The 23,048-nt window shown below is 65.5% G+C and carries 19 protein-coding genes and 3 pseudogenes; 11 read left to right on the top strand and 11 right to left on the bottom strand.

Annotated elements, in window-relative coordinates:
* On the bottom strand, nt 1–1,151 hold a 1,151-nt coding region (locus Q8W71_RS28925), incomplete at its 3' end, for an ISAs1 family transposase (protein WP_305525205.1).
* Nucleotides 1,152–1,254: 103 nt separating this feature from the next.
* On the opposite strand from Q8W71_RS28925, the gene Q8W71_RS28930 reads away from it, so the two are divergent.
* On the top strand, nt 1,255–1,401 hold the full coding sequence (locus tag Q8W71_RS28930; RefSeq protein WP_305528852.1) for a hypothetical protein: 147 nt from the start codon (nt 1,255–1,257) through the stop codon (nt 1,399–1,401).
* Nucleotides 1,402–1,608: 207 nt separating this feature from the next.
* Here the strand turns inward: Q8W71_RS28930 and Q8W71_RS28935 are convergent.
* A pseudogene (locus Q8W71_RS28935) lies at nt 1,609–2,031 on the bottom strand (helix-turn-helix domain-containing protein); the annotation flags it as partial.
* 316 nt (nt 2,032–2,347) lie between these two features.
* On the opposite strand from Q8W71_RS28935, the gene Q8W71_RS28940 reads away from it, so the two are divergent.
* The gene (locus Q8W71_RS28940; protein WP_305528853.1) at nt 2,348–2,974 is read left to right on the top strand and encodes a site-specific integrase; all 627 of its coding nucleotides are present in this window, start codon (nt 2,348–2,350) and stop codon (nt 2,972–2,974) included.
* Between the two features lie 621 nt (nt 2,975–3,595).
* Here Q8W71_RS28940 and Q8W71_RS28945 read toward each other — a convergent pair.
* Nucleotides 3,596–3,994, bottom strand: coding sequence for a hypothetical protein (locus Q8W71_RS28945; RefSeq protein WP_305528854.1), 399 nt, complete (start codon nt 3,992–3,994; stop codon nt 3,596–3,598).
* 22 nt (nt 3,995–4,016) lie between these two features.
* The gene (locus Q8W71_RS28950; protein WP_305528855.1) at nt 4,017–4,517 is read right to left on the bottom strand and encodes a hypothetical protein; all 501 of its coding nucleotides are present in this window, start codon (nt 4,515–4,517) and stop codon (nt 4,017–4,019) included.
* 923 nt (nt 4,518–5,440) lie between these two features.
* Here Q8W71_RS28950 and moxG point away from each other — a divergent pair.
* Nucleotides 5,441–5,995, top strand: coding sequence for a cytochrome c(L), periplasmic (gene moxG, locus Q8W71_RS28955; protein ID WP_305528856.1), 555 nt, complete (start codon nt 5,441–5,443; stop codon nt 5,993–5,995).
* Nucleotides 5,996–6,988: 993 nt separating this feature from the next.
* Here moxG and Q8W71_RS28960 read toward each other — a convergent pair.
* The 5 genes and pseudogenes from Q8W71_RS28960 to Q8W71_RS28980 form a co-directional block, all read right to left on the bottom strand.
* Nucleotides 6,989–7,240: a hypothetical protein gene (locus tag Q8W71_RS28960; protein ID WP_305528857.1), complete on the bottom strand. Its 252-nt coding sequence runs from the start codon at nt 7,238–7,240 to the stop codon at nt 6,989–6,991.
* Nucleotides 7,241–7,447: 207 nt separating this feature from the next.
* Nucleotides 7,448–8,750, bottom strand: a pseudogene (gene tnpC, locus Q8W71_RS28965) (IS66 family transposase).
* Between the two features lie 188 nt (nt 8,751–8,938).
* Nucleotides 8,939–9,139 carry a hypothetical protein gene (locus tag Q8W71_RS28970; RefSeq protein WP_305528858.1) on the bottom strand — a complete coding sequence of 67 codons (201 nt, stop codon included), beginning with the start codon at nt 9,137–9,139 and terminating at the stop codon, nt 8,939–8,941.
* A complete protein-coding gene (locus Q8W71_RS28975; protein WP_305528859.1) occupies nt 9,123–9,380 on the bottom strand; it encodes a hypothetical protein in 258 nt (85 codons plus the stop codon). Before Q8W71_RS28975 ends, Q8W71_RS28970 begins: the two co-directional genes overlap by 17 nt.
* 2 nt (nt 9,381–9,382) lie before the next feature.
* The gene (locus Q8W71_RS28980) at nt 9,383–9,745 is read right to left on the bottom strand and encodes a hypothetical protein (protein ID WP_305528860.1); all 363 of its coding nucleotides are present in this window, start codon (nt 9,743–9,745) and stop codon (nt 9,383–9,385) included.
* 150 nt (nt 9,746–9,895) lie between these two features.
* On the opposite strand from Q8W71_RS28980, the pseudogene Q8W71_RS28985 reads away from it, so the two are divergent.
* The 5 genes and pseudogenes from Q8W71_RS28985 (at nt 9,896) to Q8W71_RS29005 (ending at nt 17,266) form a co-directional block, all read left to right on the top strand.
* Nucleotides 9,896–11,165: pseudogene (locus Q8W71_RS28985) on the top strand (IS256 family transposase).
* Between the two features lie 600 nt (nt 11,166–11,765).
* Nucleotides 11,766–12,293, top strand: a complete 528-nt coding sequence (locus Q8W71_RS28990) for an RNA polymerase sigma factor (protein ID WP_370875568.1) — start codon at nt 11,766–11,768, stop codon at nt 12,291–12,293.
* A gap of 72 nt (nt 12,294–12,365) precedes the next feature.
* The gene (locus Q8W71_RS28995) at nt 12,366–13,313 is read left to right on the top strand and encodes a FecR family protein (protein ID WP_305528861.1); all 948 of its coding nucleotides are present in this window, start codon (nt 12,366–12,368) and stop codon (nt 13,311–13,313) included.
* A 121-nt stretch (nt 13,314–13,434) separates the two neighbouring features.
* Nucleotides 13,435–16,044 (top strand): TonB-dependent siderophore receptor, encoded by a 2,610-nt coding sequence (locus Q8W71_RS29000; RefSeq protein WP_305528862.1) that lies wholly within the window; start codon nt 13,435–13,437, stop codon nt 16,042–16,044.
* 10 nt (nt 16,045–16,054) lie between these two features.
* Nucleotides 16,055–17,266, top strand: coding sequence for a PepSY-associated TM helix domain-containing protein (locus tag Q8W71_RS29005; RefSeq protein ID WP_305528863.1), 1,212 nt, complete (start codon nt 16,055–16,057; stop codon nt 17,264–17,266).
* 507 nt (nt 17,267–17,773) lie between these two features.
* Here the strand turns inward: Q8W71_RS29005 and Q8W71_RS29010 are convergent.
* The gene (locus tag Q8W71_RS29010) at nt 17,774–18,166 is read right to left on the bottom strand and encodes a transposase (protein WP_305528864.1); all 393 of its coding nucleotides are present in this window, start codon (nt 18,164–18,166) and stop codon (nt 17,774–17,776) included.
* Between the two features lie 182 nt (nt 18,167–18,348).
* Nucleotides 18,349–19,254 carry a LysR family transcriptional regulator gene (locus Q8W71_RS29015; protein WP_305528865.1) on the bottom strand — a complete coding sequence of 302 codons (906 nt, stop codon included), beginning with the start codon at nt 19,252–19,254 and terminating at the stop codon, nt 18,349–18,351.
* A gap of 147 nt (nt 19,255–19,401) precedes the next feature.
* Here Q8W71_RS29015 and Q8W71_RS29020 point away from each other — a divergent pair, with 147 nt between their 5' ends.
* From Q8W71_RS29020 to Q8W71_RS29030, 3 genes are all read left to right on the top strand, one after another.
* The gene (locus Q8W71_RS29020) at nt 19,402–20,616 is read left to right on the top strand and encodes an ABC transporter substrate-binding protein (RefSeq protein WP_305528866.1); all 1,215 of its coding nucleotides are present in this window, start codon (nt 19,402–19,404) and stop codon (nt 20,614–20,616) included.
* A gap of 29 nt (nt 20,617–20,645) precedes the next feature.
* The gene (gene mmsB, locus Q8W71_RS29025; protein WP_305528867.1) at nt 20,646–21,554 is read left to right on the top strand and encodes a 3-hydroxyisobutyrate dehydrogenase; all 909 of its coding nucleotides are present in this window, start codon (nt 20,646–20,648) and stop codon (nt 21,552–21,554) included.
* Nucleotides 21,555–21,577: 23 nt separating this feature from the next.
* On the top strand, nt 21,578–23,048 hold a 1,471-nt coding region (locus Q8W71_RS29030), incomplete at its 3' end, for an aldehyde dehydrogenase family protein (RefSeq protein WP_305528868.1).

Consider the following 23,048-nt stretch of genomic DNA (forward strand, 5'->3'; position numbering starts at 1 on the left):
CGCATTTGGCTGATGAGGTCGGCGAGGTAGTCGTCGTTCCATCCGGCCAACTGTCGTTTGGTGTGCAGGGAGCCCTTCGTGGCGTCCTGGCGGATCAGGCCGAGGGCGAGGCGGCGCAGCAGGGCGAGGTTCTGGGCGGTGACGGCGTTGCGGGTGAGGATGGCGTCCTCGCGGAAGGCGACGTCGAGCAGCCAGTGCTGGTGGTTCTCGATCGACCAGTGGGCGCGCACCACGCGCAGGACCTCGGCGGGGTCGAGCCGCTGCGAGAGGGCGACGTAGCGGGTCTGGGGCGGCTCGGCCTCGGCAGGGGCGTCCACGTGCGTGCTGCGGCGCAGGCCGTCGACCCGGGCGATGGCGCACAGGCCGGCGAAGCCGTAGCGTTCGGCCCAGCCCGGCACGGCCCGGACCCAGGCGCGGCGCTCCTCGTAGCGGCCGTGGGCGGTGTGGCTGGTGCGGACGGCCGTCTCGGCATCGGCCTCGCCCAGCAGCGCCTGGGCGGCCGCGTGCAGCGGGCCGCGGTTGCCCTTGAGGATCAGGGCGTAGGCTCCGCCCCGTTCCAGGATGGCGGCGGCCGTGGCGCGGTTGCCGTGCAGGGCGTCGGGCGTGACGACGGCATCGCGCAGGTCGAGCAGGGCGATGACCTCGCGCGCGGCGGTGACCTCGCTGCGGTTGCGGGCGTGGCGCTGGGCCAGGACGAGGCGCTGCTCGGCGGCCCAGGCGGTGACGAGGTGCAGCGGGGTCGAGCGCCCGGCGCTCTGGATGGCGCCGCGCAGGGACTTGCCGTCGAGGGCGACGATGCGCGGGCGGCCGGTGCCGTCGGGCTCGTCCTGCGCCGCTTGGTCCTGCGCCGCTTGGTCCAGGGCTTTGGCGAAGGCGGCCATGAAGGCGCGGAACGCGGCCTCGAAGGCGAGCGGGTCGAGCGCCTGGAACAGGCGGCTGAAGGTGTCGTGGCTGGGCGCGCCGTGGGCGAGGCGGACGAAGCGGCGCAGCAGCGGCAGCTTGGCCCGGGCGAAGGTGGCGATGTCGACGCAGGTCTGGGCGCCGCACAGCGTGGCGGCCAGGGCGACCAGCAGAACCTCGTCGAGCCGATGGCGGGCGTTGGCCGCCCGCGGGTCCGGCACCGCCGCGAACAATCCTTGCACGGCCAGCATCGATCGCCTCCTGCGTCTCAGGAGGCGTCAACGCATCGCCTTCAGCCCAGATCGAACCCCAAACAACCCATATGCAATCGCCCTGGCCGTCGGGGGAGGGGAGGTGACGCGGGTGTTTCGGGATCTCGCCACGGCGGCCGGACTGAAGCGGGCGCGGCTGCCGCCTGGGCATTCCACCTGGATCAGGGCAACACAAGATATGTTCGCGGCCGGGTTCAAGTTGCTAGAGGTGATGAAGGCCGGCTCGTGAAAGGCGTCAGGGATGCCAGTACGTCAGGGTGAGCGCCTGCGCGCTCAGGGTGGTGCCGCATGCAAGGTGGCTACGCTATAGCAATGAGCATTGGTCGAGCGGCAAGCTGTAGGTTATCTAAATATAGATCTAACTCTTACAATATTTTAAAATGCGATCGGTCGAATAGATTTGAGTTGCAAAAATCTAAATCGAGGTTGAATCTCAAGCTAGATACTTGGTTGCCGTCGCCCGATAGTCCAGGTTGCCGCCGCGCGTTGCCGCGTTCCGCCGCAACTCGCGCGAGATGGTCGAGGCCGTCCGCCCCAGGCGGCGTGCGACCTCGCGCACCCCATGCCCCTGAACCCGCAGCAGAGCGATCTCCTCTCGCTCGGCGAACGACAGGTAGCGGTCAGACGGCGGCTTGGAGGACCGCGACAGGTGCGAGGGAGCCATCCCGCCGCCCTCTCGGAACCACCGGAAGCCAACCGGCTGCGAGATCCCGCATCCCATCGCCGCGTCCTCGCTCGATAGACCCGAGGCGACCAGCGCCCAGAACCGGCGCCGGTGCTCCTGCCGTGCCACCGGAGGTCGTCCCGGCGACCTCACCTTATCCCGCAAAGCCCGATCCGAACGCCGTCGACCCGCCATCGCCACAGCCCTCCATAAGCTGTTGCAACGACCGCGTGATTCCACCTCAGCGGGCCTCGATGACCGACGCAACGGTGCGGGCCTACACGACAGACGCGCGGGTGTTCGAGGCTTAGGTGCACCCGGTACGGGTTCCGGTCGCTGCCGCCCAGCCCGCAGGCGGTGGCCGGCTTCCTCGTCGCGGAGGCGGAGGAGGCGCGCGCGGCCTCGACGCTCGGGCGGCGTCTCGCCGCGATCCGCTACGCCCACAAACTCGCCGGCCAGCCGGACGACGAGGGCGTGCGGGCTGCGATGAAGTGCCCGGCGCAAGGTGGGCGTGGCGCCGGTGCAGAAAGCCCCCGCAACCGCCGACGTTCTGGCCGCGCTGCTGATGCGGACGCCGGACACCCTGACAGGCAAGCGCGACCGGTCACTGCTGGCGCTCGGGTTTGCCGGCGCGTTCCGCCGATCCGAACTCGTCGCGCTCGACGTCGAGGATCTGCGCGAGGATCCCGAGAGCGTGTGGGTCATGGTCCGGCGGTCCAAATTCGACCAGGAGGGCAGGGGGCCGGAGAAGGCGGTACCGCATAGCCGGTTCATCCAGCCGGTGGCGCTGGTGCGCGAATGGCTGGACGCGGCGGGGATCGCGTCGGGCCCGGTGTTCCGGCCCGTGTCACGGTCGGGGAACGTGCGCTCCCCCGATCCGGGGACCGGCGAGGCACCAAGGCTGACAACGCAGGCGGTGGCGGACATCGTGAAGCGGTACACGGCCGCGGCGGGCCTCGATGACTCGACGTTCGGTGCGCATAACCTGTGGGCGGGCTACATCACGTCGGTGGCTGAGCGGGGCACGGATCTCGCGCGGATCACGGATCAAAGCGGGCATCGGGATCCGCCGACGGTCGTCGGCTATATCCGGCGGGCGAACGCCTTCAAGGGCCACTCGGGAAGCGGGTTTCTGTAACCTAGATCCACACGCCGTCGGTTACAGACATCTTTGAAGCCCCAACGCGTACTTCAACTCCACCTTAAATCCGCACTAGAACTGATTATCTGAACCGCAATAATAATAAACAATTTTTGAGTGGATGTAATTTTGTTGTTGAAATCGTACCATTCCCGAGTCATTGTTCTCGAATAAAGCAACGGAGGAAACTCGAATGGTCAGTTTCTCGAAGCGCCTTAGCGCTCTCTCTTTCACTATCGCTGTCACGCTTGTCCCCACGATCACCTGGGCACAGTCGAAGCCGAACGCCGGAACGACGAAAACCGAGGAGAAGAGTCAAACCACAGCATCATCAGATCTTGAAGAAAACAGACGGCAACACATGCAAAAAAGCAAAGAAAACAACGAGAAGAAGGGCGCTGAGTAGCTCATTGGGACGCGTTTCAGATTACCCGCAATTACTTGAAATCTGTCACTGTGAGCCGCGACATCAACTATGTCGCGGCTCACAGTGTCGGTTTTATAGTGAAAAGTCTCGAAAACTGTCTGAAGGCGTACATGCGAGATACGCCACCCAATATTTCTAGCACGATCACGTTGAATTATATGCTAAACAAATTGACAGAGCATTGAAATTTATCATCGCTCGGAGCAGTTTCTCGTGAAAAGCTCCTGAGCCCGTTCCATAGCCCGGTAGTCCGCAATGCTGGCTGGGTTGCGCAGCTCCGGACCTTCCGGAAGGCGTCCGAAAAACCCACCGGCAAGATCGGCCACAAAGGGCCGGGCTCCGGTGTACGTTCCCATCCGGTTCCGAACCTCGACCGCCCCGCAGATCGCTCCGCCGCGGCCTGTTCGCAGGTCGGTCACTTTGGCGTCGGTGCTGCGCAAATGTTGCCCTATCAGCGCGAGTACGATCCGAGTGCTCTCCGCATCGACCGCAGTTCCGGTGCCATCGACGATGCTCTGCGCGTGAGCGTCAGGTGCTGTGGCCAGAAGTGAGGCTACAAGACAGATCTGAATAGGAGCAAATTCGGTCATTGGAATAGCAATCTCGCTGTCGTCACATGCTGCGGCGGCAGCGACCTCCGAGGTTCTTATAGCGGATGCTGCGCAATCCTGCCTCGAACCAGTAGGTGCCCGGCTTCTCGGAATCGTAGTCATACAGGTTGATCCGCGTTCCGTCCTCCGGCGCGCGGATCACCGTGGGGCTGTCCGAGCCATCAAATGCCCATCGCGGTGACGGTGTCCCCTCACTTCCGAACTCGGCGCGCGATCCGTCCTGTTCTCGTTGGGAGATCAGCGCGTAGACTGGGGCGGTCGGCGCTCCTTCAATCCGGAATAGGAAACCAACTAGGGGTGTCTGGTCGGCGAAGTTGGTGAACTCGCAGTAGAGCGTCGGCGTCGAGGCACGCGAGGCTGTGGGAACACGCTCAATCGACTTCGCCGTCGTGCCCTGCATTGGCATCGGGTCGATCTCGGAGCCGCCGAACCAGACAAAGGCGCCTGCGACTGCAATCGAACTCGCGGCTACCACGATCAAAGCGCCTACGGTTCGCCTCATCGAATGTCTCGACAGCACACAATCTCTACAATCGCGGGTCGAGAGATCACTTTGGTCCTGCCGCAGTTGGGTGTGCCGTGGTGATTACACGCCAGCAGATCTCTTTAACGCGGCTCTCTCTCGCTGGCTGTGCAAGGCCACCAGACCCGCTGCGGTCAGACGCCAGCGGTGCTTTCCGCTGCGCTTGATTAACTTATGCTTTGACAACACCTCGATGGTTCTCATCTCAACGAGCGCACGTGGCTCGTACCCATCGTTCGGCTCGCATCTTAACAGCATCATCCGCTGCTGGACGGACATCTGAAGGGTCTTCATCAGCTCATTGCAAGTCAACACATGCATGGTCTTTGCCGCATCATACATCACAAACAAGAAGACGCGCCGCCCATAGGGTCGCGCGTGAGTTTAGGGATACCCCCACGTTGCTGGGGGCAAAGGGAAAGTCGCATCGATCGATGTTCTTATGTTTTTAATAATCGCACAACATGCTCTGTAAATCATGACATGATTGTCGATCTGAAACTCAACGGCATCATCGATTAATTCTAATCCATCGACTTTCAAGCTGAATGCCCGTTTAACCTGCGTGGAAGGGGTCTGCACCCATAGTTCGACTTGCAAATCTGTGAAAAACTCGGACACCCGAGGTACAGCCGTCCATCGATGTGTGTGGCCATCTCAGCATCCCGCGGGGATGCCTACGCTACAGCTTCAACATCAACCTTGACCGATCGATGCATCCCGCGACGATATGGTGAGAAGACGCGCCACATTCCAAGGCATAAGGTTTTCATCAATTAGAATAAGACTGTTATAAGAACTGCGGGCCATGCCTCTACAGCAGCGCTTGTGCTCCGAAGTCGAGGCGCTATAGGGTGGATAATATGAAATCATCTCATACGCTGCTTTCTGCTACGAGCATCATGACTCTGATGGGCGCAGGGTTTGTAGCGCTTGGACAGCCGATGAGCGGACCTCAAAACGGAACCGTCTTTCGGAATACCATCACTGGAGAAGCGATGGATACGGGTCAGGGCAAACCGGGGGGGCGGGACACAAAAGCAGTAAAAACTTTTTTCCAAACGGGAAATAATATCTACATCGACGATAAGTCTTGTTTGCGCAATGGTGAGAGTCTGTTTCTTACGTCATGCTCTGGTTGCCACGGTCATGCAGCCGAAGGCAAGGTTGGCCCCGGCTTGAACGACAATTACTGGACTTATCCCACCAATACGGAAGATACGGGGCTATTCTCAACCCTTTGGGGCGGCGCTAATGGGATGATGGGACCGCACAACGAAGATCTCAATCCAGATGAAATGCTGGAAGTGATCGCGTGGGTTCGGCATCTCTACACAGGTCCGGTCAAAGACGCGGTATGGCTCAACGATGAGCAGAAGAAAAATTATACGCCCTATAAGGAAGGAGAGAAGATCTCCAAGGATGTGAAGGGGCAGTGCGAACCCCTACCGGAATAATTTCGACATCATACGGAGATAGCATGAAATTTTTGGACTACGTATCAGATCGCTTGTTGCGCGAAAGGCCGTTCGAGGCATACGCGATTGATAGTCTACGAGCCAAACTTACGTGCCAAAGCATCAGCGCAAGGACAAGACATCTCATCGAAGCCGAAATTGGTCGGCGTCAGAGGTACAAAAGGAAGATGATCAACGCAGTTTGATGAACGTAGAAACTGAGTCAATCGTACATGGCTCAGCTTGCTAAGAGATTATCCATGTATCTATTTGATTTTCGCAGAAAAAGCTCCTCAATAGCTATATCTCTGATCTCTGGGCGCATGGCGGAGCATTCGATTTTGCGGACGAGGCTGTCGTCCGAGTGTCCTATGAATGGCCGCGTTGACTGCCAGCGTTGATGTATGACGCCGCTGATTGGTGCTGTGGACATATCTGAGCCTCACGTGCAGCCATATGGATCGTCCGTAATACGAGGGTGGCCGCCCAGACCATGACCTGGGCGACTCCGATCTAGGGGTGCAGCGTGCTCAGCGGTCCCTGGTTTTGGTCGTCCGAGAGTCCTGCGTCTTATTTCCGTCCGCCCCGGCATCAGTTCCCGGGTTGGCCGAGTTCGGCAGCGATCCAGCTTTGTCGCCGGAGCGCATCTTGTCGGCTTCCTGCCCTGGCGAAGAGCTATTGCGCGATGTCGGCGCGGTGCCTTGGGCCATCGCGACCCCTCCGGAAGCGCACAGCATGGCTGCAATGAGCAAGGACGTGGCGCGCATGTGTTTTCTCCCTCTATGGATTATGGCAACTATGTGAGGAAGCAATCGTTCAGACCAGCCAAAACAATAATCCATAGATATCGATTATTATTATGGTTTATTGTCGTGTCAAATTTCGCAACAGTCGGCTGCGTCGCTCCCATCTATCCTCGCAAAACACAAGTGCTGCTGGAAACGCTCGGCCATCTCACGGGACAGCGTTCAGCCATCACCGAAAGGGTCGACCTCAATGCGCGGTAATGTGCGAGGTCACCCCCTCGGACTCGGTCATCTCCAGAAGGGTCGGGCAGAGGACACCGTTGCTGACGCTAGCCCGGCCGGTCGCGATCCACGTTCTCCAGTTCGCCAAGGCGTCGGCCGCCCGCATGTCGGCGGCGACGTCGCCGATCGCCGCGTCCGTGAGGACCCTGGTCGGCGCCTCCGGGCTGCTGGCGGCCTGAAGCCATTCGAGGCGGCGGCGGATGTCGATGAGGCTCAATGCAGCGCTCCGGTGCGCGGGTTGTACCGAGCGGACCACTCCGCGGCGGTCGGCGGGCGGGCGGCCCGCAAAATCAGCGTCGATCCGATGCGGCTGGCCCGGCCCGCGGCGGTCCAGGCGCGCCAGTTGCGGATCGCGTCGCCGACGACGTCGGCGGGGTGGTTGGCGAGGTTGCAGGGTAATTGCCCACGCCTGCGATGGCGGGGTTCAGGCGCCGACGGTCTTGAGGATGGTGCCGAAGGGGCTGGTGCCGGAGAGGCGGGCGGTGTCGACGACGGTGCGGATGTCGGCCTCGCCGGTGGCGGCCCACATGGCGCGGTAGCCGTTGGTCATTTTCCGCTGCACGACCGCCGGGCGCAGCAGGCGCTCACATCCATTGTTCGTGACCTCGACCGTGCCGGGATGATCGAGGAAGACCAGGAGCTGATCGCGGGCGCGGCCGATCTTGGCCTGCAGTTCGCGGGTCAGATCGCAGCGGCTCGGGGCGGACAGGATCTCGGCCAGGCGTCGCTCCAGCGCCCGCCGTTTGGCCGAGAGCGTCGAGGCGGCCAGAGCGGTGACGCGCTCGGCCAGGGCGAACACGGATTGCAGCCAGAGCTGCAGGCGCAGCGGTACGGGATCAGCGCTGACCTCGACGGCGTAGGCGACGTCGCGGGCGAGATGGGCCAGGCAGGTCTGGTGGCGGACGGCGTGTCCCTGCTGGGCCGTGTAGCGGTCCGAGATCCACACCGCCGGGCGGTGGCCGTCCATCGTCTCCCGCACCACGACGGCGCCGCGCGTCGGAGAGGCTCGATGGACCACCGCCGCGCTGGAGCGGAACACCCAGTGGAAGGCGTTGCTCCCCTCGATCCGCACGCCGGTCTCGTCCGAGGCGACGACCTCGGCCCGGCGCAGCTTTGCGACGGCCGCCTCGCGGCCGGGCCGGAAGCGGGCCTGCGCGCGGCGGAGCAGGTTCATCACGCCGCCCTGGCTCAGCCTCAGGCCGAACAGGTCCGACAGCGCCGCCTGCAGCCGCTCGTAGGACAGCGCCTGGAAGGTCTTGAGATAGGTGGCCACCGCATGCAGCCGCGGACCGAACGGCGTGCCCCGCGCCGCCTCCGGCACCGGCGCGACGGCCCGCGCCCCGCAGGACGGGCAGCGCACCGCCAGCCGTCGATGCTGCGTCACCACCGGCGCCACCGCGGGTAGGTCGATCCGCTCGGACACGCTGACGACCTCGGCAGGCAGATCCTCGTGCAGCGGGCCACCGCAGCACGCGCAGCGGTCAGGGCGATGATCGACGACCGCGTTGGGATCCTCGCTCATCACGCGACTATGACCCTCGTGACCGGGCTTGGCCCCGCCGGGCTTGGCCTGCTCCCGCCGCTCCTTGCGGTCAGTGGACGGCGGCTTCGAGGACGTGCGCGAGGTCTTCTCTGGGCGCTGCAGCCGCAGCACCACCTCATCCTGAGCCTGTCGAAGGATCTATCAGTTCCTCGCGGCTCAACCGCTCAAGATCGCTGCGGCCCATCTCGAGAGGGAATCAGCGAAACCCGTCCCGCACAAGAGGCCCTACGCTTCACCCCGCGCTGCCAAGCCACGGGCGCCCGTTCGCGCTGAACGCACCCCCTGGGTAGTTACCGTTGCAGGTGCTGGTTATGCGGCCGGAGCCGCGGGCGGCCTGGATGCGGTCGAGGCGGCGGCGCAGGTTGGCGATGGTCACGGCAGCAGGCACTTCCGGTGCAGCAGCTCGGCCGCCCATTCCTCGCGGTTCGGGTCGATGGCCTCGCCGGCCTCGCCCTGACGCAGGACAGCGATGAGGCCGTCGAGCTCGTCGTCGGTGTAGCAGTGGGCGCCGCGGACCGGGTGGCGCAGGCGGTTCTCGATCTTGGCGAGCCGCTGCTTAGTGGTAGCGCGCATCTGCCCCTCCAATGTCTTCCTTGATCAGGGTGGCGAGGGCGGCGTCGCTTTCGTCGCCGGTGGCGCGCAGGTTCCAGACGGCCTGAACGAGGCTCCCGTGCTCGGCTCGGGGGTCAGCGTAGCTGTGCCGGATGAGCGCTTCGAGCTGCGCGTCGCTCATCTGCCGGACGTTGCCGGTGAAGGAGAAGCCGCGGCGGGCCTCGATCCGGCGGAGGCGGGATCTGATCTCGCGGGAAGCCATCGTCAGTGCACCGGGTCCAGGGAGTCGAGGGCGCCGGGCGGCAGGGACCCTTCGGCACCGGTCTCGAACCAATCGGCCAAGGCGTGATCGGCGGGATCGTCGGACGCGGCACGCAGGGCGTCGGCCAACTCGCCGTTGGTAAGGGCCTTCAGCGCGGGGTCGGCCTCGAACCGGCGCGCATCGATCTTGCGGAGCCTGCTGCGCATGCTGGTAATCGTCATCGGCCTGCCTCCTCCAGCCGGGATGCGGGGCAGGCGATCGGAGCGGGTGCCGGTGGGTTCGCTCGGGGCGCGATCCTCGGGCCCATCGTGGAAGGTCGTGCCGCCGGTTATCGCCGCGTCGGGCAAGGCACTGGAGCCGATCATGGCCCAGTTCGGCCGCGGGGCGATCGCCGCTGCGGACGGGTTCACGCCGCAGGGAGCTATGCGGGAGATTGGGTGACGCGGGGAGCGTGGAGGCGGCGTATCGAGGCGGGTGTCGAGCCTGCCAGAACCTCTCAGCGAGAGCGATACGCCATGGACAGCCCTACCAATATCGTCCGGCTTCGTCAGCCCGACGCGATCGACGATCCCCTGACCGAGGTGCTGAGGTCTGGGGCCCGGCGCCTGCTCGCCCAGGCTGTCGAGCTTGAGGCTGAGGCCTTTCTGGCGGCGATGCAGGACCTGCGACTGCCGGACGGGCGGGCTCGGCCGGTGCGGCACGGCCATGGGCCGGAGCGGACGATCCAGACCGGGATCGGCCCGGTGCCGATGGCGCGGGTGCGCGTGCGGGATCGCGGTGCGACGGGGGCCGAGGATCGGGTCCGGTTCACCTCGACGATCCTGCCGAAGTGGGCGCGGCGGACCCGCAGCCTCGATGCGCTTCTGCCGGTGCTGTACCTGCGCGGCGTGTCGACCGGCGATTTCCAGAAGGCGCTGTCGGCGCTGCTCGGGCGTGATGCTCCGAACCTCTCGCCGGCGGTCGTGACGCGGCTGACGGCGAGCCTTCGCGGACGAGTACGCCCGCTAGCAAGGCCGCGACCTCTCGGGCCGCCGCTACGTGTACGTCTGGGCCGACGGTTTGTACCTGCAGGCCTGGATGGAGGAGCAGGCCGAATGCATGCTCGTGCTGATCGGGGCGACGCTCGAGGGGAAGAAGGAGCTGGTCGGCTTCCAGGTCGGCGTGCGCGAGAGCGCCCAGAGCTGGCGCGAGTTGCTCGTCGACGTGAACCGGCGCGGGCTGGCGGTCGCGCCCGAGATCGCGATGGGCGACGGGGCGCTCGGCTTGTGGCGGGCCCTCGACGAGGTCTTTCCCGGCACGCGTCATCAGCGCTGCTGGCAGCACAAGACCGCCAACGTCCTGAACAAGGTCCCGAAGTCTGTTCAGCCTGCCATGAAGGCGGGCCTGCGCGAGATCCATGGCGCGCCGACCCGCGCGGCGGCCGAGGCGGCGCTGGCCGTCTTCGTCGAGAAGTACGGGGCCAAGTACGCCCGCGCCGCCGAGTGCCTGACGAAGGACCGAGACGCCTTGCTGGCCTTCTACGACTTCCCTGCCGAGCACTGGGATCACCTCCGGACCACCAATCCCATCGAGAGCGTGTTCGCCACCGTCCGGCACCGGACCGTGCGGACCAAGGGCACACTCTCGCCGACCACTGCCAAGCTGATGGTGTTCAAGCTCGTGATGGCGGCCTCGAAAACCTGGCGGCGGCTGAAAGGCGAAAATCAGTTGCCGAAGGTCGTGGCAGGCGTCATCTTCCGCGACGGGACCGAGGTCATCGCGCGCCCAGATAACCGCGCCGCCTGACGCCCTCCGTCACCCAAAATCCCGCATAGCTCGTTCGTGCCAGCCCTGACCGCTTGGCCGGCTGCGCTCGTCCAACCGGCTCCGCCGGCCAAGCTAGCCGTGGTGAAAAGGCCCACCCTGCACTAACTCGCGACCCGGACCACCCCGTGGGGGCCGATCAGCCATGGGCGACACCCCTAATCTGCTCCGCTTGAACGTCCGCTTCCTAGAAGCGATGACGAAGCCCTAAATGACCGGGATGGGCGCCAAGCCGAACGGCAGGTTTTGCGCGCGGTGGCGATTCGAAATGACGTAGGCTGGCCGATTGCGGAAAGACGGGTTTGGGTTCGACACGTGCCATAGCGGGCCTTCGACCTTGCCCACATCCTGAGACCCCCATGCGGCAGATTTGCATCAGTATCCGGATTTCTCTCGGCAAGTAGAATAATTCCAAATAAAAGGCAATGACTACAAGGCAGTTTTTATCAGGCCATCGCAAACCGTTGATGACGATTTCGGTCTGCAGTTTGGAAAACTTGTAAAAAGCGATCGCGGTTGCATCGGTTTCTGTTTTGCCTTCCCCGATACATCGACCGTCGCGGAGTGGTGCGGTGGAATGAGGTGTTCGAGGATAAGGTCATGGGGGCGGTGTCGATCGATGCCCTTCATCGCAGTGAGGATCTGAACCTCCGACGCTATCTGCTGCGTGTCCTCGGCAACCCGGCGGACGCCGCCGACGCGGCGCAGGAGACCTACCTACGGCTCATCAAGGCGCTGACGACTACGGACCTCGAACACCCACGCCTCTTCCTGTTCCACCTCGCACACAACGTCGCCACGAACATCGGCAAGCGCCGCCGGTTCGAGGCCGGACTGTTCCGATCCATGTCCGAACTCGACCTGACCGAAATCGAGGATGGGCGGGTGCGAACCGAAGTGCAGGTGATCGCCCGCCAGCAACTGCGCCTCGTGGCGGCGGCCATCGACGCGTTGCCTCCACGCTGCCGCGAGGCATTCCTGCTCAGCACCTTCGAGGGCCTCACCAACGGCGAGGTCGCACTCAGCCTGGGCGTCAGCCGGAATATGGTCGAGAAGCACCTCATCAAGGCGCTGCTCCACATCCGCCGACACTGCCAGGATTTTTTCTAGCCCCCGACGTCAGGAATCCGCGTCCTCGTCGGTCTTTGTGGATAGGGTGGGCAGGGCAGGCGTCGGATCGATATGGACGAGCACGATGGTCTCGGAGGGGCCGGCGACGCCGAGGACGACCCGGTCTACGAGAGGGCGGCGTTCTGGGTGGTTCGTCTGTCCTCCCCCGACGCGACCGACGCGGACCGCAGGGCGTTCGAAACTTGGCGCGGCGCCGACCAGGCACACTCTGAAGCCTACGCCGAGATGGAGGCGTGGCGGCATGCGGCCGGACGCGTACCCGACCCGCGCGCACGGAAGTGCAAGATGCCGACGGGCCTCGTCGTCCTCGCCGTATTGCTGGGCCTGACCGGGCTCGTCGGCCACGAGGCCGGATTGATCGATCGCCTGCGCGCCGATGCATGGACCGACATCGGGGACATCGAGTCGATGGCACTGCCCGACGGCAGCCGGGCGGTCCTGAACACCGATACGGCGTTGGCCCTGCGCTTCACGACCGAGGCGCGCGACATCGACCTGTTGCGGGGCGAAGCGATGTTCGAGGTGGTGCCCGACCGCGACCGGCCGTTCGTGGTGCGTGGGGACGGTCTGCGCGTGCGCGCGGTCGGCACCCGCTTCTTCGTCCGGGCCAACGGAAGCGCCGAACCAGTCGGGGTGGTGGAGGGCCGCGTCGATGCATCGATGTCGGCCGAGCGCGTGACGATCGGTGCCGGCGAGGTCGCGCTCCGCGGCGCCGATGGCCGTCTGGAGGTCGAGCGCGGCGATGTCGCGCGCGCCACGGCGTGGCGGGACGGCAAACTCGTCGTATCGGGAAAGCCGCTCGCAGAGATCGTGACCGAACTGAACCGCTACCGGCGCGGACGCATCGTCCTGCTCGGCGACGTCCTCGGCGCACAGCGCTTCAGCGGGGCCCTCGACCTCCGAGATACCGACGGCGCGCTCGACGTGCTGACCGCGACGATGGGTCTGCGGATCACGCGCCTGACCCCGTTCCTCGTCCTCGTCAGGGCGCCGGCCTGACGGGTCGAAAAAAGTTGCCCAATGAGGTCAGGAGTTTCGTCCCTCGATTGTCTTCACCTGTGAGGGTACACAGAGCGCACACCAAGCGCGCCGCCCTCGTGGGTTGTGACGGGGGCGTGGGATGGCCTTGCGGAATTGCGGCGGCACGTGGCGGAAGGCGGCCCTGGCGGGCGCGCCGCTGATGGTGATGGGTCAGCAGGCGGCGGCACAGGAGCGGCCGATCAACCCCGCCTTCGTGCGGGCTGGGGACCAGATCAATATCGTGCCCATCGCCGCCGGTAACGGTGCGCCGCCGCATGCGATCTCGCCCAGGCGCGTCCCTGTGTCGATCGCCCCAGGCCCGCTCGAACCGGCGCTGACGGCGCTCATCGCGCAGACGGGCCTGTCCCTGGCTTACAAGACGGCGCTGACGGAGAATCTCGTGACGCGCGGCGTCGAGGGAGACCTCCTGCCCCTGGAGGCGCTGGCCAAGCTGCTTGACGGAACGGAGTTGACCTACCGGGCGGCGCAACATTCGACGATCACGCTCGTCAACCCGCGCTACGCCCAGGCGTCCCTGCCGCCGGGCGACTCGAACTCACCCACCCCGGTGGGGGCCGTAGGGGCGTCTGTCACCCTCGACGAGCTTTCGGTCGAGGCCCAGCAGCCGACCTACGGTACCACGGGCTTCGTCGCGACACGCTCGACGGCGGGCTCGAAGGGCAACGATTCAATTCTGGAGACACCCGCCACCGTCAGCGTCATCACCCGCGACGAGCTCAATGTTCGCGGCGTTCAGGACGTCAATCTCGCCGTCGCCTACACCCCCAACGTCCAGGCCGTGGACTACCCCGGCGGACAAGGCGGCCCGACCTTCACCCTGCGCGGCTTCAACGCCAACAACTTCGACAGCGTCTACGAGGACGGCCTGCGCTACGGTTTCAACTCGTTCGATCAAAACATCGAGCCGTACGCCTACGAGCGCATCGACGTGGTGAAGGGGCCGATCTCTGTCCTCTATGGCCAGGGTCAGCCCGGCGGCATCATCAACCTCGTCTCGAAGCGCCCGACCTTCACGCCCTTCAACGAAATCTTCATCCAGGGCGGCAACTACGGCCGCGTGCAGGCTGGCTTCGACCTGTCCGGGCCAGTCGAGGGAGCCCCCCAGTTCGCCTACCGTCTGACCGGCCTCGTTCGCAACTCCGACACCCAGGTCAGGTACACGCCGGACGACCGCAGGTTCATCGCCCCGGCGCTGACGTGGAGACCAGACGCCGACACCTCGCTCACGGTGCTCGCCAAGTACGCCGAGTTTCGTGGAGGCGGCTCGGAGCAGAGCCTGCCGATCATCGGCTCGATCCTGCCCAGCTCTCGCGGCTTCTATCCGCGTAGCCAGTTCGTCGGCCAGCCGAACTTCAACACCGGTCTCCTGGAGAACAAGGAGATTGGCTATATCCTAGACCACACGTTCGCCCCGGGGTGGTTGCTGCACTCCGCGTTCCGTGTGTTCGAAACTACGGCGAAGTATCAAGCGGTTGGAGCGTCTCCGGCGTTCACGCCCACCGACTTCCTCTCAGTCTCGGTCTTCCCGTACCTGCGTGACCAGTCCAGTCATGGGCTTCTGACCGACAACTACATCGAAGGGCGGTTCGATACCTGGGGTATCCAGCACAACGTCGTCTTCGGTGTCGGCTTCCAGAACTACCACCGTCGCGATGCGCGGACGTTTCCAAACGGCTACCCGACGGCCGCCGCCAACCGCCTGATCGACCTCTACAATCCTGTCTACAACCTCGCGATCGCCTTCCCGCAGCGCACGAACGTCTCGACGCGGGCGCTTCAGCAGCAGATCGGTGCTTACTTTCAGGACCAGATGAAGTGGAACGGCTTCATCCTCACCGGAAGCGTACGCAACGATTGGGTCGATCAGCAGGTCCGGACCACCTTCAATTTCCCGAATTTGCCGGTCGCCACGCTGAACCGGACGACGATCGACAATCAGAACTTCTCGGCCCTGAGCTACCGCGCCGCCCTCGGCTACGAGTTCGACTTTGGCGTCGTGCCCTACGCCGCCTACTCGACGTCTTTCAACCCACAGATCGCGGGACAGCGGGCCGACGGGTCTGCTCTCCCACCGCGCGAGGCCAGCCAGATCGAGGGCGGCGTGAAGTGGCAGCCGGTCGGCATCCCGGCGCTGTTCACCGCCTCGTATTTCGAGATCACGCAGACCAACATCCCGCTCGCAGACCCTCGCAACCCGGGCTTTTTTATAGTGACAGGCGCGGCGGAGTCCCGCGGGTTCGAGTTGGAGGGCAAGGCGAGCCTGTTCGACGGGTTCAATCTGATCTTCGGCTACGCCAACCTCAACACGAAAGTCACCCGGAACTCGTCGAACCCGGCCCTGGTCGGCAACCGCCTGCCCAACGCGCCCGACAACACCCTGTCGCTGTTCGCCGATTACACCTTCCCGCTGAACTCGCCATTCGCAGGGTTCCGGGCTGGGGCCGGCGTACGCTACGTCGGCGAGCGCACCGACGCGACCAACGTCGATCGCATACCGGCCTACGCCCTCGTCGACGCCTCACTCAACTACGACCTCGCGCGACTGAATCCCGCCTGGAAGGGGGCGGTGCTGTCGGTCAACGCCAACAACATCTTCGACCAACGGTATTTCACGTCGGGCTTCTACACCGGCTACGTATTCGAGGGCTTCCGCCGGAGCGTGTTCGGGACGCTGACCTATCGCTGGTAGGATCGCCGACGTGGCTGCCCACACCGATCAAGTTTCCGACGCGGGTCCGGTCACGGCTGCGGAGGGGCGGGCTGCGGCGCCGCGCTTTGCCGGCTCCCGCACCTTCCGCGCGTGCCTCTGGCTGCATCGCTGGACCGGGCTCGTCGCGGCGCCATTTTTCCTCGTGCTTTGCCTGACCGGCACGGTCTTGATCTTTCACGAGGAGATCGAGGAATGGGCCGGCTGGGAGTCGGCGGTCGCGGCTTCGAATGCGCCGCTCCTGCCGCTGGCCGACCTCACGGCGGCGGCGTTGGCGCTTGAACCCAGCAAACGTATCGTCTCCTTCGCCTTTGACGAAGATCATCCGGAGCGGGTCACGGTGGGGCTCGCCGCGTGGGGGATCCGCACACTCGCAGATGCCGTCCCGATGATGCTGGACGCGCACAGCGGCGCCCGCCTGCCGCGCCCTGACCCACGCAAGACTCCCATCGGCATCCTGCTGCGGCTGCACGCGAACTGGTTGCTCGGCCCATCGGGCCAACTCTTCGGTGGCGTGGTGGCCCTACTCGTCATCGTCTGCCTCGTGTCGGGAGTAATGGTCTACGGGCCTTACGTCAGAGACCTCGCCTTCGGCGCGATCCGATGCGGGCGCGGGCAGGCGTTGCGCCAGCGCGACCTGCACAACCTGATCGGCGTTGCCACACTTGGTTGGACGCTGCTCGTGTCGATTACGGGCATCGCGCTCGCCCTCGGGAGCATAGGTCTCCTGGCATGGCAGGCGACCGAATTGCAGCGCCTCGTTCGAACACATGCCACGGCGCCCGCCCAGGATGGCGACCGCGCCATCCCCATCTCCCTCGATAAGATCAGGACCGCGGCGGAGGGCGCGCGGCCCGGCTGGCGGACGATGATGATGATCTATCCCGACACGGTCTTCTCGACCGGACGGCACTATACGGTGCTGCTCGCCGGGCCGACCGGCCTGCAGAAGCGGCTGTTCGAGATCGCGCTGGTCGACGCCCACGATGCCCGGGTCGCGGAAGTTACGCGTCTCCCCTGGTACCTGACCCTCGTCAGGATCTCGCAGCCCCTGCATTTCGGAGATTACGGATCCTGGCCACTGAAGATTCTTTGGTGTGGGTTGTCCTGGGCCGCACTTTTCATCACCGGCAACGGCGCTTGGTTGTGGTGGGCGCGCAGACGCTCGCGACGGGCGCGGGCGAGGTCGGCGACAGCAGTATGACAGATCGACCATCGACATGGCAGCAGCATCCGGTTTTGTTTGCTTCCGGCCTCTCGGTGCTGACGCTCACGGGTTTGGTGCTCATGCTCAGCGACACGACGGCATGGAAGGTGGTCGGCTTTGCTGTGGCATCCGTGCCCGCAGTTGCGGCAGCAACCGGCTACTACAGGCATCGTCGGTAGCGGCTCAGAGCACGAAGCTACATGACTGCTTCCGGGCGTTGGGCCAATTACCGCCCCCAACCCTCTCGAACGATTGCTCCGCGACAGGGAACGTCGGCTTCGGAGCAACAGTCGGGAAAGGCTGGATTGTCTGGGATGGGCGCAAAGCGGCGACCCGGAATGTCTGGGCCTTCGCTTGCTTCCATGGCTACTCGCACAATCTGGAGGTGATCGAGATAGCCTCTGGGCTGCGCTACAGCATCAGTTTCGTGCTCTTCGCTGGTTTCACCCACCTGCGCCGCCAGGCTCCGTCGCCCGACAGCTTAGTCCTAGGGTCTGGACTCGATCAGCACCAGAAGGCGACGACGGCGGCGAGTGCGAGGCCGGAGGCGTAGTTGCGGGCCAGCTTGTCGTAGCGGGTGGCGATCCGGCGGAAGTCCTTGAGGCGGTTGAACGTGGCCTCGATGCGCCAGCGTTCACCGGCCCAGCCTACCTTGGCCAGGGCGGAGAGCATCGTCGTCCAGAAACCGCGCCGTGACCAGCCGTTGAAGCGGTTGTAGACGGTGGTGCGCTTGCCGTAGGCGGGGCAGTCGCGCCAGCGGCAGCCGGACGTGATCACGTGCAGGAGGCCGGAGATGATCTGCCGGTCGTCCTTGCGCTCGGGGCCGGGCTGGTCTTTCGGCATGAACGGCTCGATCGCCGCCCACTGCACATCCGAGAGCCAGAACAGATCCGCCATCGTCGCCTCCGTGGTGCAAACGGCGGCCCTGAATCACAAAACCACAGCCTGCGCAACGCGTTGGTTCGGCACACACCGTAGCAACCTTGCAAGCTATTTGTCGGGGCTGTTAAATGAATCTTGTCAATATAAAATATCGTAGACATCGCGAACGGCATTTCGAATTTGAATACATGGCTCTTTCATCGTCGCGGAAGAAAGGCGGGGCGTGCGGCGCGGGCAGCCGAGACTATGAACTCGGCGGTGGTCTTGATCCGGTCCAGATGCGCCATGTCGGCATGGGTCAGCAACCAATACGTGCGGGTGATGCGAACGCAGTCCGGGATAAGGCGGACCAGTTCCGAGTGCCGGTCGGCCATGAAGCACGGCAGGATGCAGAGGCCGGCTCCACTCTGGGCGGCCGTCATCTGCGTGATGACGTTCGAGATGCGGATGGACGGCTGCAGGCCGGGCAATGCCTCGGTGAAGTAATCGAGTTCCGGGGAGAAGACGAGTTCGTCGATGTAGCCGATGAACCGGTGTCGGTGCAGATCGGACCGCACCTCGGGCCGCCCGCAGCGGGCTATGTAGGTAGGCGCGCCGTATAGGCCGAGTTCGTAATCAGCGAGCTTGCGGGCGTGCAGGCGTCCTGTAGCCGGCCGCGTGAGGCCGATGGCGAGATCCGCCTCACGCTTCGAGAGGCTGAAGGCGCGCGGGGTCGCAACGAGCTCGATCGACAGACCCGGATGCTGCGTCGAGAAGTCGTCGATCCGCTCCGAGAGACAGAAGGTGCCGAACGCTTCCGGTGCGCCGATTCGCACGGATCCTGTCAGGCCGACGGCGGGGTCGACCCGGTCGAGCCAGATGCCCAGAGCTGCCCGTTCGATCGCCTCGGCCCGCGGCAGCAGGCGCTCGCCCTCCGCCGAGAGACCATAACCGGTCGGCCGCCGGTCGAACAGCTTGGCCCCGAGAGCCATCTCCAGCCGCGTGATCCGTCGGCTCAGCGTGGTGTGCTCGACGCCCATCGTGCGGGCCGCTTCCGTCAGGCGCCCGGCGCGGGCTACGGCCAGGAAGGCCTGCAGGTCGTCCCACCGATGCGTCGATCGCATCTGTCAATCCATGAGCGTGCGGTGTGCAGAAATTAACATAGACGGGCTGGGGTGTGTGCGCTTTTTTCGCTGACATCCCGCACCAGCCCACGAAGGCCGGCTAAGGGAGAGGAGCGGCATCAGACCGCGACCAGGGAGGATGGTGCGATGGCGCGGGCCTTTTGCCGTGCGGCCGCTGCGTTCCTGCTCGGCTTCGGCTCCGCCTCGGCGGCGGAGAAGACCGTCAGGATCGGCGTCCTCAACGATCAATCCTCGATCTACGCCGACATGGGCGGGCCGGGATCCGTCGTCGCGGCGAACCTCGCCGTCGCGGACTCGGGGCTGCCCGGGAAGGGCTGGAAGGTCGAGATCCTCGTGGCCGACCACGGCAACAAGGCCGACGTCGCCTCCACGATCACCCGGCAATGGTTCGATACCGGGGGCGTCGATGCGGTGGCCGACGTCACCAACTCGGCGGCCGCCCTGGCGGTCAGCCAGATCGTTCGGGACAAGAACAAGGTCATGCTCGCTTCGGGGCCCGCCGTGTCGGACCTCACCGGCAAGGCCTGCACGCCGAACACGGTGCACTGGACCCACGATACCTGGGCCTTCGCCAACGGCATCGGCAAGGCGGTGGTCGAGACCGGCGGCAGGACGTGGTTCTTCCTGACAGCCGACTTCGCCTTCGGCCACGCGCTGGAGCGCGACACTGAGAAGATGGTGCTGGCCAGCGGCGGCCGGGTGCTCGGCCGCGTCCGGGCGCCGAACAACACCTCGGATTTCTCGTCCTATCTCCTGCAGGCGCAGGCCTCGAGCGCGCAGGTAATCGGGCTCGCCAATTCCGGCGGCGACACCGTCAACAGCATCAAGCAGGCGGCCGAGTTCGGCATAGCCGGCTCGAAGCAACGGCTCGCCGGCCTCCTGATCTACGTCACCGACGTCCACGCCATCGGCCTGCCGCTCGCTCAGGGCCTGTCGCTGGTCTCGCCGTTCTACTGGGACATGAACGACGGTACCCGCGCCTTCTCCCAGCGCTTCGCGGCACAGCGCTCGGGGGCGAAGCCCTCCATGGTCCAGGCCGGCGTCTACGCCTCGATCCTCCACTACCTCAAAGCGGTCGAGGCGCTGGGCGAGGCGGGCGACGGCGCCAAGGTCGTCGCCACGATGAAGGCGATGCCGACCGACGACCCGCTATTCGGCAAGGGCACCATCCGCGCGGACGGCCGCAAGATGCACCCGATGCACCTGTTCACCGTCAAGGCGCCGTCCGCGTCGCGCTATCCGTGGGACTACTACACCTACAAGGCGACGATCCCGGCTGAGGTCGCGTTCCGGCCCGTGGGCGAGGGCGGCTGCCCGCTCGTCGCCCTGTCCCAGAAGTGACGTCCGATTGACGCCAGGGGGAGGAGAGAATGGCCCGGATCGGCTTCATCGGCCTCGGACGCATGGGGTTGCCCATGCTCCGCAACCTCGTGGCGGCGGGATACGCGGTCCGCGCCTACGACGTCGCCGAGATTGCGCGGGCGGAGGCTCAAGGTGCGGGCGCGGAGATCGTCGCTGGCGCCTCCGAGACCGCGACGGAGGCGCAATTCCTGATCTCGATGGTTCCGACCGGACGTCATGTCCTGGAGATTCATACCGCGCCTGGGGGAACTCTGGCCGGGCTGCCGGACGGCGCCCTGCTCATCGATTGCTCCACCATCGCCGTCGCGGAGGCGAGGTCCCTGCACGCGGCGGGCGCCGAGCGCGGGATCCCCGTCCTCGACGCCCCCGTCTCGGGCGGCGTCATGGGCGCGCAGGCCGGCACGCTGACCTTCATGGTCGGCGGCGAGGTGGGCGCGCTCGACCGGGCGCGGCCGATCCTTCAGGCAATGGGCCGCAACGTCTTCCATGCGGGCCCCGCCGGCAACGGGCAGGCCGCCAAGGTCTGCAACAACCTCCTGGCCGGCATCTCGATGATCGCAGTCTCGGAGGCCTACACGCTGGGCCAGCGCCTTGGGCTCGACCCGGCGACGTTGCGGGAGATCGTCTCGACCTCGACGGGAAGCTGCCACGCGCTGGTGAATTACCCGCCGGTCCCGGGTCTTCTGCCGAACGTCCCGTCGAGCCGCGCGTATCGGAACGGCTTCGCCGCCGACCTGATGCTCAAGGACCTGCGGCTCGCCGAGCAGGCGGCGATGGAGACGCAGTCGAGCCTGCCGCTCGGCTCTCTGGCGACGGCGCTCTACGGCCTGTTCTGCGGCTCAGGCTCCGGAGACCTCGATTACTCCGCCGTCATCAGGATGATCGAGGGCGCGCCGGCAGCCGCCCCGCACCCCTGAGCCCGGCCGTCCGAAGAAGACGCATGACAGATCCGCAACCTCTCCCGGCGCTCCTCTCGCGGCAGATGCTGATCGGCGGGCGATGGCGGTCCGCCGCGTCGGGGGAGACGATTACGATCGAGAATCCGGGCCGGCGCGAGCCGATCGGCGCGGTGCCCCGGGGCGGGAAGGCGGATGTCGAGCGCGCGGTGGACGCGGCCGCGGCGGCGTTCCCGGCCTGGTCCCGCGTCGCGGCGCGCGACCGCGGCCGCCTGCTGCTGGCCATCGGCGAGGCGCTGGAGGCGCGCCAGGAGGAGATGGCGCGCCTGATCGCCACCGAGACCGGTAACGCCCTGCGCACCCAGGCGCGGGGCGAGGCGCGGATCGTGGCCGACGCCTTCCGCTACTTCGGTGGCCTCGCGGGCGAATTGAAGGGCGTGACAATTCCCCTTGGCGAGGGGCAGCTCAGCTACTCCCGGCGCGAACCCCTCGGGGTGGTCGGCGCGATCGTCCCCTGGAACGCCCCGGCGCAGCTCGCCGCGCTCAAGATCGCCCCGGCGGTCTGCGCCGGCAACACGATCGTGCTCAAGGCCGCCGAGGACGCGCCGCTCGCCGTGCTGATGATCGCCGAGATCTGCCAGGAGCACCTGCCGGCCGGCGTCGTCAACGTGGTCACCGGCTACGGAAAGGAGTGCGGCGAGCCCCTGGCCGCCCACCCGCTGGTGCGCAAGGTCAGCTTCACCGGCTCGACCGCGGTCGGCAAGGCGATCATGCGCGCCGCCGCCGAGCGGATCGCGCCGGTCTCCCTCGAACTCGGGGGCAAGAGCCCGTCGATCGTCTACCCCGACGCCGACGAGGATTGGGTGCTCGACGGGATCATCGCCTCGATGCGGTTCACCCGCCAGAGCCAGTCCTGCACCGCCGGATCGCGGCTGTTCCTCCACGCCGACATCTACGACGGGTTCCTCGACCGGCTGGTCTCCCGGGTCTCGGCCCTGACGATCGGCGATCCCCTGGACGAGGCCACCGACATCGGCGCGATCATCAACGAGCGCCAGTTCACGAAGGTCTGCGGCTACGTGGCGGACGGGCTGAGCCGGCCGGAGGCGCGCCTCGTCACCGGCGGCCTGCCGCCCAAAGACGGCCCGCTGACCCGCGGCTACTTCGCGCTGCCGACGATCTTCGCCGACACCTCGAACGACTGGCGGCTCGCCCGGGAGGAGATCTTCGGGCCCGTCCTCGTGGCGATCCCCTGGCGCGACGAGGACGCGGCGATCCGCATGGCCAACGACAGCCATTACGGGCTCGCCGCCTACATCTGGTCCCGCGACATCGGGCGGGCGCTGCGGGCCGCCCACGCCGTCGAGGCCGGCTGGGTCCAGGTCAACCAGGGCGGGGGCCAAGCGCTCGGCCAGTCCTACGGCGGCATCAAGGAGAGCGGCATCGGCCGCGAGATGTCGCTCGAAGGCATGCTCGACAGCTTCACCGAGACGAAGAGCGTGAACGTCAACCTCG

The organism is Methylobacterium amylolyticum (assembly GCF_030700245.1).
GTDB lineage: Bacteria > Pseudomonadota > Alphaproteobacteria > Rhizobiales > Beijerinckiaceae > Methylobacterium.

Coding starts and splice junctions, on each gene's coding strand:
- Q8W71_RS29015 (WP_305528865.1), bottom strand. CDS start 19,254: ATGCGATCGACGCATCGGTGGGACGACCTGCAGGCCTTCCTGGCCGTA.
- Q8W71_RS28970 (WP_305528858.1), bottom strand. CDS start 9,139: ATGCGCGCTACCACTAAGCAGCGGCTCGCCAAGATCGAGAACCGCCTG.
- Q8W71_RS28975 (WP_305528859.1), bottom strand. CDS start 9,380: ATGGCTTCCCGCGAGATCAGATCCCGCCTCCGCCGGATCGAGGCCCGC.
- Q8W71_RS29010 (WP_305528864.1), bottom strand. CDS start 18,166: ATGGCGGATCTGTTCTGGCTCTCGGATGTGCAGTGGGCGGCGATCGAG.
- Q8W71_RS28980 (WP_305528860.1), bottom strand. CDS start 9,745: ATGATCGGCTCCAGTGCCTTGCCCGACGCGGCGATAACCGGCGGCACG.
- Q8W71_RS29020 (WP_305528866.1), top strand. CDS start 19,402: ATGGCGCGGGCCTTTTGCCGTGCGGCCGCTGCGTTCCTGCTCGGCTTC.
- mmsB (WP_305528867.1), top strand. CDS start 20,646: ATGGCCCGGATCGGCTTCATCGGCCTCGGACGCATGGGGTTGCCCATG.
- moxG (WP_305528856.1), top strand. CDS start 5,441: ATGACTCTGATGGGCGCAGGGTTTGTAGCGCTTGGACAGCCGATGAGC.
- Q8W71_RS28945 (WP_305528854.1), bottom strand. CDS start 3,994: ATGACCGAATTTGCTCCTATTCAGATCTGTCTTGTAGCCTCACTTCTG.
- Q8W71_RS29000 (WP_305528862.1), top strand. CDS start 13,435: ATGGCCTTGCGGAATTGCGGCGGCACGTGGCGGAAGGCGGCCCTGGCG.
- Q8W71_RS28950 (WP_305528855.1), bottom strand. CDS start 4,517: ATGAGGCGAACCGTAGGCGCTTTGATCGTGGTAGCCGCGAGTTCGATT.
- Q8W71_RS28995 (WP_305528861.1), top strand. CDS start 12,366: ATGGACGAGCACGATGGTCTCGGAGGGGCCGGCGACGCCGAGGACGAC.